This is a genomic window from Dactylosporangium sp. NPDC005555, from assembly GCF_040605635.1.
GTDB lineage: Bacteria > Actinomycetota > Actinomycetes > Mycobacteriales > Micromonosporaceae > Dactylosporangium.
The window spans coordinates 127,792-142,360 of record NZ_JBEXDG010000005.1 but is presented as its reverse complement, the minus strand read 5'-3'; the positions used below and the strand labels follow the sequence as shown (position 1 = coordinate 142,360).

At 74.3% G+C, this 14,569-nt stretch carries 16 protein-coding genes and 1 pseudogene; 11 read left to right on the top strand and 6 right to left on the bottom strand.

The features are described 5' to 3' along the window. Nucleotides 1–50: 50 nt before the first annotated feature. Together ABZS58_RS08010 and ABZS58_RS08005 are read right to left on the bottom strand one after the other, a co-directional pair. Entirely contained in the window at nt 51–1,250 is a 1,200-nt protein-coding gene (locus ABZS58_RS08010; protein ID WP_354778852.1) for an ABC transporter permease, read from the bottom strand. Then, nucleotides 1,237–2,334 carry a peptidoglycan-binding protein gene (locus ABZS58_RS08005; protein ID WP_354778850.1) on the bottom strand — a complete coding sequence of 366 codons (1,098 nt, stop codon included), beginning with the start codon at nt 2,332–2,334 and terminating at the stop codon, nt 1,237–1,239. The genes ABZS58_RS08010 and ABZS58_RS08005 overlap by 14 nt, the downstream gene beginning before the upstream one ends. Before the next feature lie 150 nt (nt 2,335–2,484). On the opposite strand from ABZS58_RS08005, the gene ABZS58_RS08000 reads away from it, so the two are divergent. The 4 genes from ABZS58_RS08000 (at nt 2,485) to ABZS58_RS07985 (ending at nt 5,965) form a co-directional block, all read left to right on the top strand. Further along, the gene (locus ABZS58_RS08000; protein WP_354778848.1) at nt 2,485–4,038 is read left to right on the top strand and encodes an ATP-binding protein; all 1,554 of its coding nucleotides are present in this window, start codon (nt 2,485–2,487) and stop codon (nt 4,036–4,038) included. Then, nucleotides 4,035–4,682: a response regulator transcription factor gene (locus tag ABZS58_RS07995; protein ID WP_354778846.1), complete on the top strand. Its 648-nt coding sequence runs from the start codon at nt 4,035–4,037 to the stop codon at nt 4,680–4,682. Before ABZS58_RS08000 ends, ABZS58_RS07995 begins: the two co-directional genes overlap by 4 nt. Nucleotides 4,683–4,778: 96 nt before the next feature. Further along, nucleotides 4,779–5,285, top strand: a complete 507-nt coding sequence (locus tag ABZS58_RS07990) for a hypothetical protein (protein WP_354778844.1) — start codon at nt 4,779–4,781, stop codon at nt 5,283–5,285. 5 nt (nt 5,286–5,290) lie between these two features. After that, complete coding sequence (locus tag ABZS58_RS07985) at nt 5,291–5,965, top strand: ABC transporter ATP-binding protein (protein WP_354778842.1); 675 nt, start codon at nt 5,291–5,293, stop codon at nt 5,963–5,965. A gap of 110 nt (nt 5,966–6,075) precedes the next feature. Here ABZS58_RS07985 and ABZS58_RS07980 read toward each other — a convergent pair whose 3' ends face one another. The 4 genes from ABZS58_RS07980 to ABZS58_RS07965 form a co-directional block, all read right to left on the bottom strand. Next, on the bottom strand, nt 6,076–6,852 hold the full coding sequence (locus ABZS58_RS07980) for a DUF4184 family protein (protein ID WP_354778840.1): 777 nt from the start codon (nt 6,850–6,852) through the stop codon (nt 6,076–6,078). A 2-nt stretch (nt 6,853–6,854) separates the two neighbouring features. Next, a complete protein-coding gene (locus tag ABZS58_RS07975) occupies nt 6,855–8,093 on the bottom strand; it encodes a glycoside hydrolase family 3 N-terminal domain-containing protein (RefSeq protein ID WP_354778838.1) in 1,239 nt (412 codons plus the stop codon). 138 nt (nt 8,094–8,231) lie between these two features. Beyond that, nucleotides 8,232–8,735 (bottom strand): PadR family transcriptional regulator, encoded by a 504-nt coding sequence (locus tag ABZS58_RS07970; protein WP_354778836.1) that lies wholly within the window; start codon nt 8,733–8,735, stop codon nt 8,232–8,234. An 84-nt stretch (nt 8,736–8,819) separates the two neighbouring features. Continuing rightward, nucleotides 8,820–9,197, bottom strand: coding sequence for a BlaI/MecI/CopY family transcriptional regulator (locus ABZS58_RS07965; protein ID WP_354778834.1), 378 nt, complete (start codon nt 9,195–9,197; stop codon nt 8,820–8,822). A gap of 84 nt (nt 9,198–9,281) precedes the next feature. On the opposite strand from ABZS58_RS07965, the gene ABZS58_RS07960 reads away from it, so the two are divergent. The 7 genes and pseudogenes from ABZS58_RS07960 to ABZS58_RS07930 all read left to right on the top strand — a co-directional run bounded on the left by ABZS58_RS07960 (nt 9,282) and on the right by ABZS58_RS07930 (nt 14,567). Then, nucleotides 9,282–10,202, top strand: a complete 921-nt coding sequence (locus tag ABZS58_RS07960) for a M56 family metallopeptidase (RefSeq protein WP_354778832.1) — start codon at nt 9,282–9,284, stop codon at nt 10,200–10,202. Between the two features lie 159 nt (nt 10,203–10,361). After that, entirely contained in the window at nt 10,362–10,787 is a 426-nt protein-coding gene (locus ABZS58_RS07955; protein WP_354778830.1) for a GntR family transcriptional regulator, read from the top strand. Beyond that, nucleotides 10,771–10,887: pseudogene (locus ABZS58_RS07950) on the top strand (ABC transporter ATP-binding protein); the annotation flags it as partial. The gene ABZS58_RS07955 and the pseudogene ABZS58_RS07950, both read left to right, overlap by 17 nt. Nucleotides 10,888–10,951: 64 nt before the next feature. Continuing rightward, nucleotides 10,952–11,686: an ATP-binding cassette domain-containing protein gene (locus ABZS58_RS07945; protein WP_354778828.1), complete on the top strand. Its 735-nt coding sequence runs from the start codon at nt 10,952–10,954 to the stop codon at nt 11,684–11,686. Further along, nucleotides 11,683–12,645: an ABC transporter permease subunit gene (locus tag ABZS58_RS07940; RefSeq protein WP_354778826.1), complete on the top strand. Its 963-nt coding sequence runs from the start codon at nt 11,683–11,685 to the stop codon at nt 12,643–12,645. Before ABZS58_RS07945 ends, ABZS58_RS07940 begins: the two co-directional genes overlap by 4 nt. 48 nt (nt 12,646–12,693) lie before the next feature. Then, the gene (locus tag ABZS58_RS07935) at nt 12,694–13,380 is read left to right on the top strand and encodes an FCD domain-containing protein (RefSeq protein ID WP_354778824.1); all 687 of its coding nucleotides are present in this window, start codon (nt 12,694–12,696) and stop codon (nt 13,378–13,380) included. Next, nucleotides 13,377–14,567, top strand: a complete 1,191-nt coding sequence (locus ABZS58_RS07930; RefSeq protein WP_354778822.1) for an MFS transporter — start codon at nt 13,377–13,379, stop codon at nt 14,565–14,567. Before ABZS58_RS07935 ends, ABZS58_RS07930 begins: the two co-directional genes overlap by 4 nt. Nucleotides 14,568–14,569 lie beyond the last annotated feature (2 nt).

The window sequence follows — 14,569 nt, the reverse complement described above, 5'->3', positions numbered from 1 at the left end:
GCCGGTGCGGCTGCCCGCCCTTCGGGCCGCGCGGGGATGACCCGGGTCTCTCAGGTGGTTCGCAAGGCGTCGGTCGGGGGGATGGCGGCGGCGCGCAGCGCCGGGTACAGGCCGGCGAGCGCTCCGGCGACCAGCGAGACACCCAGGCCGCCCCACAGTGCCTGCGGTGGGACGAGGACGGTCCAGCCGCGGTCGGCGGCGACGGCGGCGGTGACCGCGACGCCGATCGCGACACCGGCCAGGCCTCCGATCACGGACAGCATCAGGGACTCCGTCAGGAACTGGGCGGCGACGTGGCCGCGGGTGGCGCCGAGCGCGCGGCGCACGCCGATCTCGGTGCGGCGTTCCAGCACGGAGATGACCATGACGTTGGCGATGCCGATCGCCCCGACGAGCAGCGCGATGCCGCCGAGGCCCAGGAAGAGCCCAGCGCCTGCCTGCTTGACGGCCAGCTGGGCGGTGAGCGCGTCGGAGGTGCGGCTCACCCGGACGAGCGAGGGCTGCTCCGGGTCGGCGGCGCGGTGCAGGACCGCGGCGACGTCCGGCACATGGTCGGGGTCGGTCCGCACGTAGATGCGGCTCGGGGCACCGTCGTAGCCGAGCAGGTCCGTCGCCGACGCGAACGACACGAGGGCCGAGCGGTCGATCTCCGGGGCGAGCGGCACCGGGTCGAGGATGCCGACGACGGTGAACCAGTGCCCGCCGAGCCATATCCGGGGGCCGTCGCCGACGTCGTCGATGCCGAGGGTACCGGCGGCCCGGGAGCCGAGCACGGCGACGGGATAGCGGCCGTCGTCCAGGAACGTGCCGGTGCGCAGCGCGCCGTCGAGGGTGGTGAGCAGCGAGGCGTCGCACGCCCGCACGGACATCCCGCCGGTGCGGCCCCGCGGGACGTGGTCGTTGCGGTACACGTTGACCGTCTCGAGCTGCGCCGTCGGCGCGACCGACCGGACCGCCGGGAGCAGGCCGATCATCGGCGCCGCGGTGGCTCGCAGCGGCTGCTCGTCGCCGCCGGGGGCCTCGCCGCCGGCGACGGTGAGGAGGTTGGTGCCGAGCCGGTCGAGCTGGTCGAGGACGTGGGACTGGCTGGATCGGGTGACGCTGAGCACCGCGACGATCGAGGCGATGCCGATCGCGATGCCCAGCCCTGACAGCAGCGCGCGGACGGTCTGGGTGCGCAGCCCGAGCGTGCCCAGCGGCAGCAGGTCCGCGGCGCGCAGGGTGCTGCGCGGAAGGTCACGAGGTCGCACGCGGCACCCGCACCTGCTGGCCCTCGGTCAGGCCGGGCCCGTCGACCTCGACGAGCCCGGTCCGCTCGTCGAAGAGGCCGGTCGTCACGTCGATCCGGTGCGTCCCGCCGCCGTCGAGGACCACGACCTGGTACGTGCCGCCGGCCACCGGGTTCAGGGCGGTGACCGGCACGGCCAGCACGCCGGTGCGGGCCGCGACGGTGACCGCGACCTGGACCTGGGTCTGGTCCATGAAGCCGGTGATCGCACCGTCGACCCGGACGGTGACGGTCGCCGTCGGCTGGTTGTTGCCGCCGTTCGATCCGGGTGCCTCGGTGGGCACCGTGACCGCGCCGATGCTGACGATCGTCCCGTCGCGGGTGGTGCCGTCGGGCAGCGTGACGGCGACCGCGTCACCGGCCTTGGCGGTCGGCAGCTGCCTGGGCACGAGCAGGAACGTGACGGCGGGTGCTCCGCCGGTACCGCGGAGCACCACGCCACCCGGCTGCACCTGCGCACCCGGCACGAGCTCGGTGCCGCCGACGCGGACCGCCTCCGGCGCGAACACCACCTGGCCGAGCGGCACCGAGCCGGTCACCGGCAGGCCCGTGGCGCGTTGCCAGCGGCGGACGGCCTGCGCGGTCGCCGCGGTGAAGTGCCGGTCGACGGTGACACCGGCGCCGTGGCCGAGCTGGACGAGGTTCGACTCCAGCTGCTCGACGTCGGCGCCGTCGGTCATCCCCGCCTGCAGCGACCGCCACGGCGGCAACCCCCCGTACAGCAGGATGACCGGCAGCCCGTCGGCGTCGTAGACGGCGCCGCCACGCCCGACGGTCGAGCCGACCACGGGCAGCCGGGTGAGCGTCCCCGGCGCCGGCGCGACGACGACATGCTCCCCCGCGTAGCCGAGCGTCCCGTTGACCCACCGGCGCTCGGCGACGTCACCGCGGCGGACCTGCGCGGTCGCCGCCGACGCCGCCGCCTCCTGCGGTGTCGCACTCGTCCTGTCGGGGCCGTCCAGCGCGACGAAGCCCGCCACACCCGCGACGCCGGCCACCCCGGCGGCGGTCACCGCGGACACGATTCTCGATCGCCTGCGACTCATGCCCATACGATGGCCGCCGGACCGGCGTGCGCACCGCCCCGAAAGGTGGCCGACCCGCGCCGCTCGTCGAGGTGGGTCCGGCACCGCCGAAGGTGGGTGGGCGGACACCCACCAACGGCCGTACCGGGCGGCCCCCGGACCACCCCGCACATGCGTAGCCTGGAGCTGGTCTTCCCCGGAGGCGGCATGCTGTCCAGATTGGGCCTGCGCTCGCGCATGGCGGTGTCCTACGTGCTGGTGTCGGCCGTCGCCGTGCTCGTGGTGGAGGCCGGGGCACTGGCGATCCTGCTGCCGCGGATGATGGCCGCCCGGGACAGCGTCGATCAGGCCCGGCAACGGCTCGCCGAGGCCGAGGCCGACGCGGTCCAGTCCAAGGTCGCGCGGCAGGCGGTGGAGACCGCTGCCGGCGTCGGCGAGAGAGCGGCCCGGGCCGCCGCGTCGGTGCCCGGCCGGTCGGACGCCGAGCTGCTCACCGACGCCGGCCTGACCGGGCAGACCGGCGGTAGGGTCGCCGCCGACGCCGACCCGGTCGTCCTGCTGGCGCTGACGACGGTCGACGGCCGGGTGCTCGGCAGCACCGCCGAGGGCGTCCTGCCGACCGGTTCCACGGTGACGGCCGCGGCGGGAGCGCTGACGGGCCGCGGCGGCCGCGTCACGGTCGACGGACGCGCCGGAGCGTGGGCGACGAGCCCGGTGCGGATCGCCGACCCGGCGGGCGCGGAGCGGGTGGTCGGCGTCGTCTACGTGCGGATGCTCATCGACAAGGACGCGTTCGCGCGGAAGGACGGGCCGCCGGAGGCACCCGGCCCGGCGGACCCGGTCACCGGGCTCGGCGGGCTGCTCGTCCCGGGCGGTGTCGTGCTGCTCATGCTGATCCCGGTCGGCGCGCTGTTCGGGCTGCTCAGCACCGGTCCACTGATCCACCGGATCCGGCGGCTGGCCCAGGGCACGGCGGCGATGGCAGACGGCGACCTGCGCACCCGGCTCCCGGTCACCGGCGACGACGAGGTGGCCCGGTTGGAGCGGTCGTTCAACGCGATGGCCGAGCGGCTCGAGACGGCCGTCGCCGCGGAACGCGCCGCGGCGGGGGCCGAGGCCCGGCGGGCGGAACGCAACCGGATCACGCGGGAGCTGCACGACTCGATCTCCCAGGACCTGTTCTCCGCCAGCCTGCTCGCCGGCGGGCTGCGCAAGGCGCTGCCGGACGGCTCCGCGCTGCGGCATCAGGCGGCGTCGCTGGAGCAGTCGCTGGAGCGCACGAAACGGGAGATGCGGGCCATGCTGCTGGAGCTGCGCCCGGTGGCGCTGGAGGACGCCGGGCTGGCCGAGGCGCTCGCCGGGCTGTGCCGGGGCTACCAGGAGCGGCTCGGGGTCGCCGTCACCGCGCACCTGGAGGCGGAGCGGCTCGGCCCGCCCGTCGAGCACGCGGTCCTGCGGGTCGTGCAGGAGGCGCTGAGCAACGCGGTGCGCCACGGGCGGCCGGACAGCGTCGAGCTGCGGGTGACCCGTACCGGCGAACGGCTGACCATCACGGTCCACGACGACGGCCGCGGCTTCGACCCCGCCTCGGCCGGCGACCGTCAGGGCATGGGCCTGCGGCTGATGCGTGACCGGGTCGGCGAGCTCGGCGGCACGGTCGACGTCGTCAGCGCCCCGGACCGCGGCACGACGGTGCGGGTGCTGCTGCCGGTGGGTGCCGCATGATCCGGGTGCTCGTCGTCGACGACCACGAGGTCGTCCGCCAGGGGCTGCGGTTCGCGCTGGAGCAGGAGGCCGACGTGACGGTGGTCGGCGAGTCCTCGGACGGTGCCGCCGCCCTCGCCGACATCGACCGGCTGCGACCCGACGTGGTGCTGCTGGACATGGTGATGCCGGGCCTCGACGGCCTGGGCGTGCTGCACGCGCTGCGCGAACGCGACGATCCGGCGGCGGTCGTCGTCCTGACGTCATACCCCGCCGAGGACCGCGCGCTGGACGCGGTGCGGGCCGGCGCCGTGTCCTACCTGTCCAAGAGCACCGCCGTGGACCGGGTCGTCGAGGCGGTGCGAGCGGCGGTGACCGGCGGCAGCGTGCTGGACCCGGATGTGGCCGCGCTGCTCGTCCGAGGTGTGCGGGCCGGCGATCAGGGACCGTTGACGCGGCTGTCGGCCCGCGAGCGTGACGTGCTGGCGCTGCTGTCCCGTGGCCGGTCCAACCGCGAGATCGCCAGGGCGCTGTCACTCGGCGAGCTGACCGTGAAGTCGTACGTGTCCAGCGTGCTGGCCAAGCTCGGACTGCAGGACCGCACCCAGGCGGCGATCTTCGGCCTGCAGCAGGGCCTCGTCCCGCTGGGCGAGGCGCTGGACTGACCCGCCTTCCGGGGTGTCGGTGGCCCGCCATTTTCGGGTGTCCGACGGCCACTTTTCGGCGATGTCACCGGTCACCGGTTCGGGGATGGTCGGGTCATGACTCTTCGGAACCTCACCGTCGCCGGGCTTGCGGTCGTGGCCCTCGCCGGCTGTGCCGACGCCGCGGGCGGAACACCGGGTGCCGTGCCGTCGCCGACGCGGGCCTCCAACCAGGCCGCCGCGGTCGCACTGGCGCAATGCCAGCGGGCCAACGGCTTTCCGCAGTTCCCCGACCCCGTGCAGGACGACCAGGGCCGCTGGGACTTCCCGACCGACACGATCGGCGACTGGCTGCCTGCCGAGGCGTGCCGGTCACTGGTCCACGACTGGAAGATCGCGTTCAGCGACGCGAAGCCCCTGACGGCCGAGGACATGACGAAGCTGCGGGCCTACGCGGCCTGCATGCGCGAGCACGGCCTGCCGGACTTCCCCGACCCGGACGAACGCGGCGACTTCGCCCTGCCGGACCGGATCCGGGTGCTCGCCGACAACCACGACCCGGCCTTCGCCACCGCGGACCAGGCCTGCGGCCAGCGGCGCCCGCCGAAGCCGGCCGAGGGCTGATCCCCGTGCGGCACGTGCCCGTCCTGGAACTGCACGACGTCCGCAAGACCTACCCCGGCGAGCCGCCCGTCGAGTCCGTCCGTGGTGTCGACCTGTCGATCGAGGCCGGCGACATGCTCGCCATCCGCGGAGCGTCCGGCTCCGGCAAGTCCACCCTGCTCAACCTGATGGCCACCCTCGACCGGCCCACGACGGGCTCGATCGTCGTCGACGGACTGGCGGTCGAGCGGCTGTCGGACCGCGAGCTGGCCGGCGTCCGCGCCCACCGCATCGGCGTGGTCTTCCAGCAGTTCTTCCTCCTCGAGTCGCTCGACGCCGTCGACAACGTGGCCAACGGCCTGCTCTACCGTGGCGTGCCCGCCGCCGCCCGCCGGGCCGCCGCGCGGGAGGCCCTGGAACGGGTCGGCCTCGGTCACCGCCTGCGCCACCGGGTCACCAAACTGTCCGGCGGTGAGCGGCAACGGGTCGCCGTCGCCCGGGCCCTCGTCGGGCGCCCGGCCATCGTCTTCGCCGACGAGCCGACGGGCAACCTCGACTCGACCGCCAGCGCCGAGATCATGACGCTGCTGACCGAGCTCAACACCGCCGGGACCACCATGGTCATCATCACCCACGAGCAGGCCGTCGCCGACGCCTGCCGCCGCCGGTTCCTCATGAGCGACGGCCGGCTGATCACCTGATCCGCGTCGGCGGCACAGGAAGTACGACGATGCCGATCAGCGCCCCGACACCGCACGCCGGACCGGACCGCGCCGCGCGGCGGCGGGCGGGCGACGGCTGTGACGGGCGGTCAGCGGCGCCGGGACAGTGCGCGGTGCACGGCCGCGGCGGCCGTCAGGGACGCCGCGGTCACGCCCAGCAGGCGGGCGGACAGCACCGCCGGCCGGGGCATCGCGGGCAGGAACGGCACGATCCGGTCACGCACCGCCGGCGCCCTGAACGCGGCCGCCGTGCCCGCGGCGCCGACCGCCGCGGCCGTGCCCCAGAACAGCGCCGGGCGGCGGGTGACCCGCGGCGCAGGGCCGTGCCACGCGGTGAGACGCCGGCGGCGGCCGATCCGGGCGGACATCGCCAGCCAGCCGGCCGCACCCACCGCGCTGGACGCGAGGTGCAGCGGCATCCACACCGGCACCCCGGGCAGCACCTCGCGGTCGAGCCGGGCGATCCCGACCTTCGTGCCCTCCACGGACGCGTGGGTGACGTGGTCCCACGCGACGTGGCTCACCGCACCGAGCAGCGCGGAGCCGGCCGTGACCCACCACGGGTGCCGGACGCCGCCGAGCACGCCGTAGTCGCGGACGTTGAACGGGCCGAGGCCCGGCAGGTGCGCGGCGACCTCGGGCGCGGCCCGGCGCACCAGCATGGTGGCGGCCGTGGTGACCGGCACGCTCGCCAGGACCCCCCACCAGGTGTGGCCGCAGGTGTACGGCGGGCGACCGCTGCCCATCGCATAGGGCAGATCGGGCGCGGCGGCGCCGATGACCAGCGCGACCCCGTCGAACCAGGTGGGCTTCCACAGCTTCAGCGGCAGGACCGCGGCGGCGTGCGAGGGGAAGGTAGCGGGCAACGTCAGCCTCCACATCTGGCCAGGCCGGCGCGCAGCTTGGCGCGCACGACCCGGGTCGCCGACTCGGTCACCCGGGCGGCGAACGCCGGGTCGGCCTTCGCCGCGGCCAGCAGCGCGTCGGTCCAGGGACCGGCGTCGGACAGCTTCACCGACAGCGCGACGTCGCCGCCGGCCTTGACGAACCGCACCGCGCGCTGCCCGAGCGGGACGGCGTTGACGGCGACGGCGGCGCCCAGGTCGTCGGAGAGCACCAGCCCGTCGAAGCCGAGTTTCTGGCGCAGCAGGCCGGTGACGATCGGCGTGGAGAACGCGGCGACGTTCGCGGCGTCCAGCTTCGGATAGGTCGCCGAGGAGATCATGACGGCGGCGGTACCGGCGGAGATGCCGCTGACGAACGGCTGCAGCGCGGGGTCGTCGGCGGTCGTCACATCGTCCCGGGCGCCGGTGGACGTGTCGGTGTTGACGCGCACGCGGCCGAGACCCGGGAAGTGCTTGACCGTGGCGAGGACGCCGGCGCCCTGGATCGCGGTCACGACGGTCGCGACGTCGGCGGCGACCGGCTCGGGGGTGGCGCCGTACTGCCGGTCGAAGCCGCCGATCGGCGGGTTGGCCTTGCCGACGCTCGCCGGGACCACGTCGGCGACGGGGGCGAGGTCGATCGTCACACCGATGGCCTTCAACCGGCCGGCCCATTCCGCGGTGCGGGACTTCAAGGTCGCGTCGTCGAGTTTGCCCTGGTTGACCGCCGACGGGATGAGCGGGAAGTCGGTGCCCTTGAGGGTCTGCACCTGGCCGCCCTCCTGGTCGACGCCGATCTGCAGGCCCAGCCCGGACGACTTGGCCGCGGCCGCCTGCAGCTGGCCGATCGACTGCTGCAGTGACGCCGCCGATGCGGTGCTGCGGCCCGCCAGGAAGATGCCGCCGAGCTGGTACCGCTGGATCGCCTGCACCGCGTTGAGCGGCGTCCCGATCGGGGTGCCGATCATGACCAGCTGCCCGACCTGCTGCTCCAGGGTCAGCTTCGTGGCGAGGGTCGCGGCGCAGTCGGCGCTCGGCGACGCCGACGGCGACCCGGCCGACGACGAGCCGGGCGCGGCGCCGGGCGGACGCGCGCCGGAGTTGGGCGTGTCGCGGCGGGCCGCGACGAACCACAGCGCCGCGCCGGCGGCGACCAGCAGCACGGCGGCGACGGCGACGGCCCATCTGGGGAACGGGCCGATCCGGCCACGATGGCGAGCCATGGGCCGCTCCGTCCGTGGGTTCGCTGGATGCCCGACCCGATGGACGGTACCCGGGCCGCGCCCGTCAGCCGACGGCAGACCGGACCGCGCTCGCCATCCGGACGGCGGACGGGGCCGGACCGCGCCGGGGCGTGCTCGTCAGCCGGCGGCGGACCGGGGCGCCCGGTGGTCGGGCAGCTGGTGCAGCCACAGCGCCAGGGCCCGGACGGTTTCGCGTTCGAAGGCGGCCTTCGCCCCGGCGACGTCGTCGGTGAGCGTGTGCATCCGCACCCGGGTGGCGGTGAGCCCGTTGCGCACGAACGTCTCGAACGTCTCCTCGTCGGCGGTCTGCACCGCCAGCATCCCGCGGACATAGACGTCCTCGACGCTGACGTCCGGGTTGAACTCGCACAGCCAGGCCCGCTGCCGCTGGCGACCGGCGGCGGTGAGCGAGCAGGTGCGCCGGTTACCGCTGGCCATGCGTTCCGGCACAGCGGCGTCCACGCGAAGGAAGCCGGCCCGCTCCAACCGGGTCACCGCCGCCATCACCCGGACGATGTCCATCCGGTGGGCACCGCCGAAGAGCTCGTCGTGGCGCTGCATCAGCTCCCACGCGCTGCCGTCCCGGCCGCCGAGCAGGGCGAGCAGGATGTCGTCCAGCACCAACGCCAGGCACCTCCCGCCGAACTTCTACAAGACGTAGAAGCTAGCAGAAACCAGGACAGGGTCGCGGGCAGCGACCTCCGACTAGTCGTCGGGGTGCTCCCGCAGGAGCGCGCGCAGTGTCTCCTCGTCGCTGTCGTCGAGGGTGCCGACGAACCTGCGCAGCACCGTCGCCCGGTCGGGCTCCTCGGCGAGCAACCGGCTCATCCGCTCCGCGACCAGACCCGCCGCGTCCCGGAGCGCCCCGTAGCGGAACGCCCGGCCGTCGCGGTGCCGGGTGACCGAACCCTTCTCGTGCAACCGTGTCAGGGTGGTCACCACGGCGCTGTAGGACAGCGTGCCGGTCGGATCCAGCAGGTCGCGGACCTCACCCGGCGTCAACGGCCCGGCGGCCTCGCCGAGGACCGTGACCACCTGCGCCTCGAGCTGCCCGGGCCGGCGGCGGCGGTCTGGTGTGCTCACCGGCGCAACTCTATCGAGCCTCCGGCAGTTGCCACGGACCCGGCTGGATACAGTCCTTCGCAGGCGCTTCGGGACGGAGGTCGCGTGTTCGATCATTTCGTGTGGTCGGTGGTCGTGGTGCCGCCGCTGGTCGTGCTCGTGGTGCGGCTCCTCGCCGACCGGCTCCCGCCGTCGACCGCGGCCCGCGCCGTCGCCTGGTCCGCGGCCGTGGTCGCCGCCGCCAGCACGGTCAACCTGCTGCTGTTCGCGATGAAGGCGGTCGCGCAGGTCCCGGCCGTCGCACACGCGGCCGGCTGGTCGGCCCGGGTCGTCACCGCCGACACCGCCGCCGAGCCGTGGGTGCCGTGGCTCAGCGTCGCGCTCCTCGCCGCCGTCGCCGTCTCCGTCACCCTGCGCTGGCGCCGGCACCGCGACGTCCTCGCCCTCGGCCGCTCCGCCGACCCCGGCCCGCTCGTCGTGCTGCCCGACCCGGAGGCGAAGGCGTTCGCGGTCCCCGGCCGTCCCGGCTACGTCGTGGTCACCACCGGTATGCGGTCACTGCTCACCGACCGGCAGTTCGACGCGCTCATCGCCCACGAGCACGCCCACCTCACCGGCCGGCACCACCGCCTCGCCCGCCTCTCGGGCCTGGCCGCCGCCGCCCACCCGGCGCTGTGGTGGGTCGCCCGGCACGTCGACTATCTCCTGGAGCGCGCCGCCGACGAGCAGGCCGCCACGGAGGTCGGCAGCCGCCGTACGGTCGCCCACGCCATCGGCGCCGCCGCCCTCGCCACCGCGGGCACCGGCGCGTCGGCCGCCGGCACGGGCCGGTCGATGCTGCACGTCGCCATCCCGGCGGGCATCGTCCCGCGCCGGGTGTCGCTGCTGCTCACTCCTCGCACCTGGCGCGGTGCCCGGCTGCTGCCCCTGCTGCCCGCCGGTCTCGCGGCGTTCTCGGTCGCCTGGTCCGTCGAGGCCGCCCTGGACCTCGTCGAACTGTTGATGGCCGCCCACAACGCCCGCTGAGTCCACCGGCGCACACGCCCCGCCGCCGGGGCGCTCGACCCGCCGGACGAAGACCCGTCCGACGCCCCCGGCGGTGCGTCCGCCGACCGCACACGGTTGACATCGGTGGATCGATGTGACCATCATTCCACTAAGCACTTAATGGATTGAGGGTTTCGCGTGATCGACTTCCAGCTGGACGACCGGTCCGGGGTCGCCACGTATCTGCAGCTGGCACAGCAGGTGCGGCATGCGCTACGGCTGGGGCTGCTGGAGCCCGGGGACAAGTTGCCGACCGCGAAAGAGGTCGTGGCGAAGCTCGCCATCAATCCGAACACGGTGCTGAAGGCATACCGCGAGCTGGAGCGCGAAGGGCTCCTCGTCGTCCGGCAGGGGCTCGGCACGTTCGTCCGGGCGTCGCTGGGACCGAAAGGCCAGGCCGAACAGGCCGAGCAGGACGAGCTGCGGCAGCGGCTGGCCGACTGGGTGCGCGCGGCGCGCCGGGCCGGCCTCGGCGAGGACGACATCGAGGCGATGTACCGCGCAGCGATGCGGCAGGAGATCCCAGCGATCCACACGGAGGGACTGCATGACACCCGCGCTTGAGGCCGAGCACCTCGGCCGCCGCTATGGACGGAAGTGGGCGCTGCGCGACTGCACCCTGACACTGCCGGCCGGGCAGGTGATCGGGCTCGTCGGACCCAACGGCGCCGGCAAGACCACGCTGCTGCACCTGGCCGTGGGGCCTGCTGCGGCCGACCGAAGGGACGGTGCGCGTCCTCGGGCGGGCGCCGAGCGGCGCGGTCGCCGACGTCGGGTTCGTCGCGCAGGACAAGCCGCTGTACCGCAACCTCACCGTCGGCGAGACGGTGCGGATGGGCGCGTGGCTCAACCCGGGCTGGGACCGGCAGGCGGTGGTGGACCGGATCGAGCGGATCGGCATCACGCCGGAGCAGAAGGTCGGCGGGCTCTCCGGTGGGCAGCGCTCGCAGGTCGCCCTCGCCGTGGCGCTGGGCAAGCGGCCGAGGCTGCTGCTGCTCGACGAGCCGGTCGCCGACCTGGACCCCATCGCCCGGCGGGACTTCCTCCGCACGTTGATGGCGGAGGTCGCCGAGTCCGGAGTGACGGTCGTGCTGTCCTCGCACCTGCTCGCCGACGTCGAGAAGACGTGCGAGTTCCTGGTACTGCTGACCACGCCGGTTCGTCGAGGCGCTGAAGACCGCCGAGCACCCGGTGCTGACGTCCACTCGCACGTCCAGCTCGCCGACCACACCGAGACGCTGCTGGCGCAGCACCGATTGGTGACCGGTCCGAGGGCCGCCGCGCCGGCGCTGACCGCCGCGCACAGCGTCGTGCAGGCCGACTACACCGACCGTCAGGCCAGTCTCGTGCTCAGGGCCCGCGGGCCGATCGACGAGCGGGTCTGGACGGTCCGCCCCATATCCCTGGAAGCGCTCGCGCTCGCCTACATGTCCGCACCGGAGCAGCAGGAGACCGCGGCATGACCCGCCTCGCGTGGCGGCTGGCCCGCCCCAACATCCTGTCGTCGGTGCTGCTGCTCGCCGCTGTGGCCGTTTTCGCGGTACTGACGCGGCAGGCGATGACCGCGTTCATGCACGACTCCGGGCTCGACGCGTGCCTCGCGGGCAACGGGGACTGCGGCAACCTGATGCAGGCGTTCGACATGCGGTTCGACACCGTGACCACCGTCGTGAAGCTGCTCAACGTGGTGCCGATGCTGATCGGCGTCTTCTGGGGCGGGCCGCTCATCGCCCGCGAGCTGGAGCAGGGCACCCACCGCCTGGTCTGGACGCAGTCACACGGGCGCGGCCGGTGGCTCGCCGCGCGGCTCGGCGTGCATCTGGCCGGCGCCGCCGCCGTCGCCGCGGTGTTCACCCAGCTGATGGCGTGGTGGTTCGCGCCGATCGAGCGGATCCAGGTCGAGGGCACCGTCCTGTACGGGCGGCTCGACCCCAACGTCTTCGACTTCCGAGGGATCGTCCCCGTCGCCTACGCCGTGTTCGCGTTCGCCGTCGGCGCCGCCGCCGGGGCACTGCTGCGCCGGACCGTCCCCGCGATGGCCGTCACGCTGGTCCTGTACCTGGTGACGACGGTGCTCGTGCGGGTCTGGCGGGAGCACTTCATGGCGCCGCTGCGGTCCACGTACGCGTTCGGCGTCACCGACCCGCGCGCCGGCAAGGGCGACTGGGTGCTCAGTCACGACACCGTCGACCCGACCGGCGCCCTGACCACCCTCGCCGAGGTGCCCGCCGCGTGCCGGGCGCAGGCCGACCACACCGCCACCGACGCGTGCCTCGGCGGCCTCGGCTATCAGTGGGCCGACACGTATCAGCCGATCGAGCGCTTCTGGACGTTCCAGCTCATCGAGACGGGCATCTTCGCCGGGCTGGCCGCCACGGCGCTCGGGTTCGCCGCCTGGTGGGTGGTTCGGAAGCTGGCCTAACCAACCAGAATGTCCTACCATCCAAATGTCCTACATTTGGAGGTCGGTGTGCTGGAGAGCCCCCGCCGGGCCGTGCCCCTCGCTGTGCAGGTCGCCGGCCAGTTCAAAACGCTGATCGCGGCCGGTGACTGGCCGGTCGGCTCCCGGATCCCGCCGGAGCACCGGCTCACCGAGGAGCTCGGTGTCAGCCGCAACACCGTCCGTGAGGCGTTGAGTGCGCTCGTCCACCTCGGGCTGCTCGAGGCGCGGCCGGGCGACGGCACCTACGTGCGGGCCGACAGCGAGCTGCAGGTCTCCCTCGGCCGGCGGGTCGCCGAGGCCGACCCCGACGACGCCTTCGAGGTGCGGGCGCTGTTCGAGCACCGGGGCGCCCGCCGCGCCGCCACCCACGCCACGGGCGAGGACGTGGCGCGGCTGCGGGAGCTCCTCGAACATCGTGACGCGGCCCGCACCGCCGGCGACCTGCCCCGCTTCGTCGAGACCGACTTCGCGTTCCACCGCGCGGTCGTCATCGCCGGCGGCAACCCGCTGCTCGCCGAGCTGTATCAGCACCTGAGCCCCGTCATCACCCAGACCATCAGCGACACGGCCGCCCTGCACGAGGACCGCGCCGTCCACGACCTGCACCATCGGCTCGTCGACGCGATCGCCGCCGGCGACCCCGCCGCCGCCGAGGCGTGCAGCGTCGCCCTCGTCGAAGAAGGCCGCGACATCCTGCACGGGAGTGCCTCATGACCGCCACCCTCGCCACACCCGTCCGCGCCCGCACCGGGCTCCTCGTCATCGGCATCCTGCTCATCGCCACCAACCTGCGGGCGGCGCTGACGTCCGTCGGGCCGGTGCTCGACGACGTCCGTGCCGACCTCGGACTCACCGCCACCGCCGCCGGTGTCCTGACGGCGCTCCCGCTCCTCGCGTTCGCGGGCTTCTCCCCCGTCGCGCCGCTGGTCGCCCGCCGGCTCGGCCTGGAGCGCACCATCGGCCTCGGCCTCGCGGTGCTCGCGGCCGGGATCGTCCTGCGGTCGCTGCCGGTCACCGGCGGGATCTGGGTGGGGACCGTCGCGATCGGCGCGTCGATCGCGTTCTTCAACGTCCTGCTGCCCAGTCTCGTCAAGCGCGACTTCCCGGACCGCGTCGCGCAGCTGTCCGGCGGGTACTCCGCGACGCAGAGCATCGTCGCGGCGATCGCGTCCGGTGTGGCGGTGCCGATCGCGGGCCAGTCGACGGCCGGCTGGCGGATCGCGCTCGGCTGCTGGGTCGGCCTCACCGTCATCGCCGCCGCCGTGTGGCTGCCCCGGCTGCGCACCCGCCCGCCCGGCGCGGACAGCGCCGCCGGCACGACGGCCGCGCACCGCTCACCGTGGGGTAGCGCCGTCGGCTGGCAGGTGACGCTGTTCATGGGCCTGCAGTCGCTGGTCTTCTACGTCATGGTCGCCTGGCTGCCCACCATCGAGCAGGACCACGGCGTCTCCGCCACCACCGCCGGCTGGCACCTGTTCCTGTACCTGATCGCCGCGGTCGCCGCGAACCTCACCGCCCCGCACCTGATGCGGCGCCTGCCGGACCAGCGGCTCGTCGCCCTGCTGTGCGCCGCGCTCATCCTCCTCGGCGCCGGCGGCCTGCTGCTCGCACCGGGCCTGTCGGTCGTGTGGCTGTTCAGCGCGGGCTTCGGCGCCGGCACGTCCCTCGTCCTGTGCCTGTCCCTGTTCAGCATGCGCGCCGTCGACCACCGCCAGGCCGCCGCCCTGTCCGGCATGGCCCAGTCGATCGGCTATCTCCTCGCCGCCTGCGGCCCCGTCCTGATCGGCGCCCTCCGCGACGCCAGCGGCTCATGGACCCTGCCCCTCGCGACGGTCTGCGCACTGACCGCGATCATGGGCGCCTTCGCGGTCCTCGCCGGCCGTGACCGCGTCATCGGCTGACC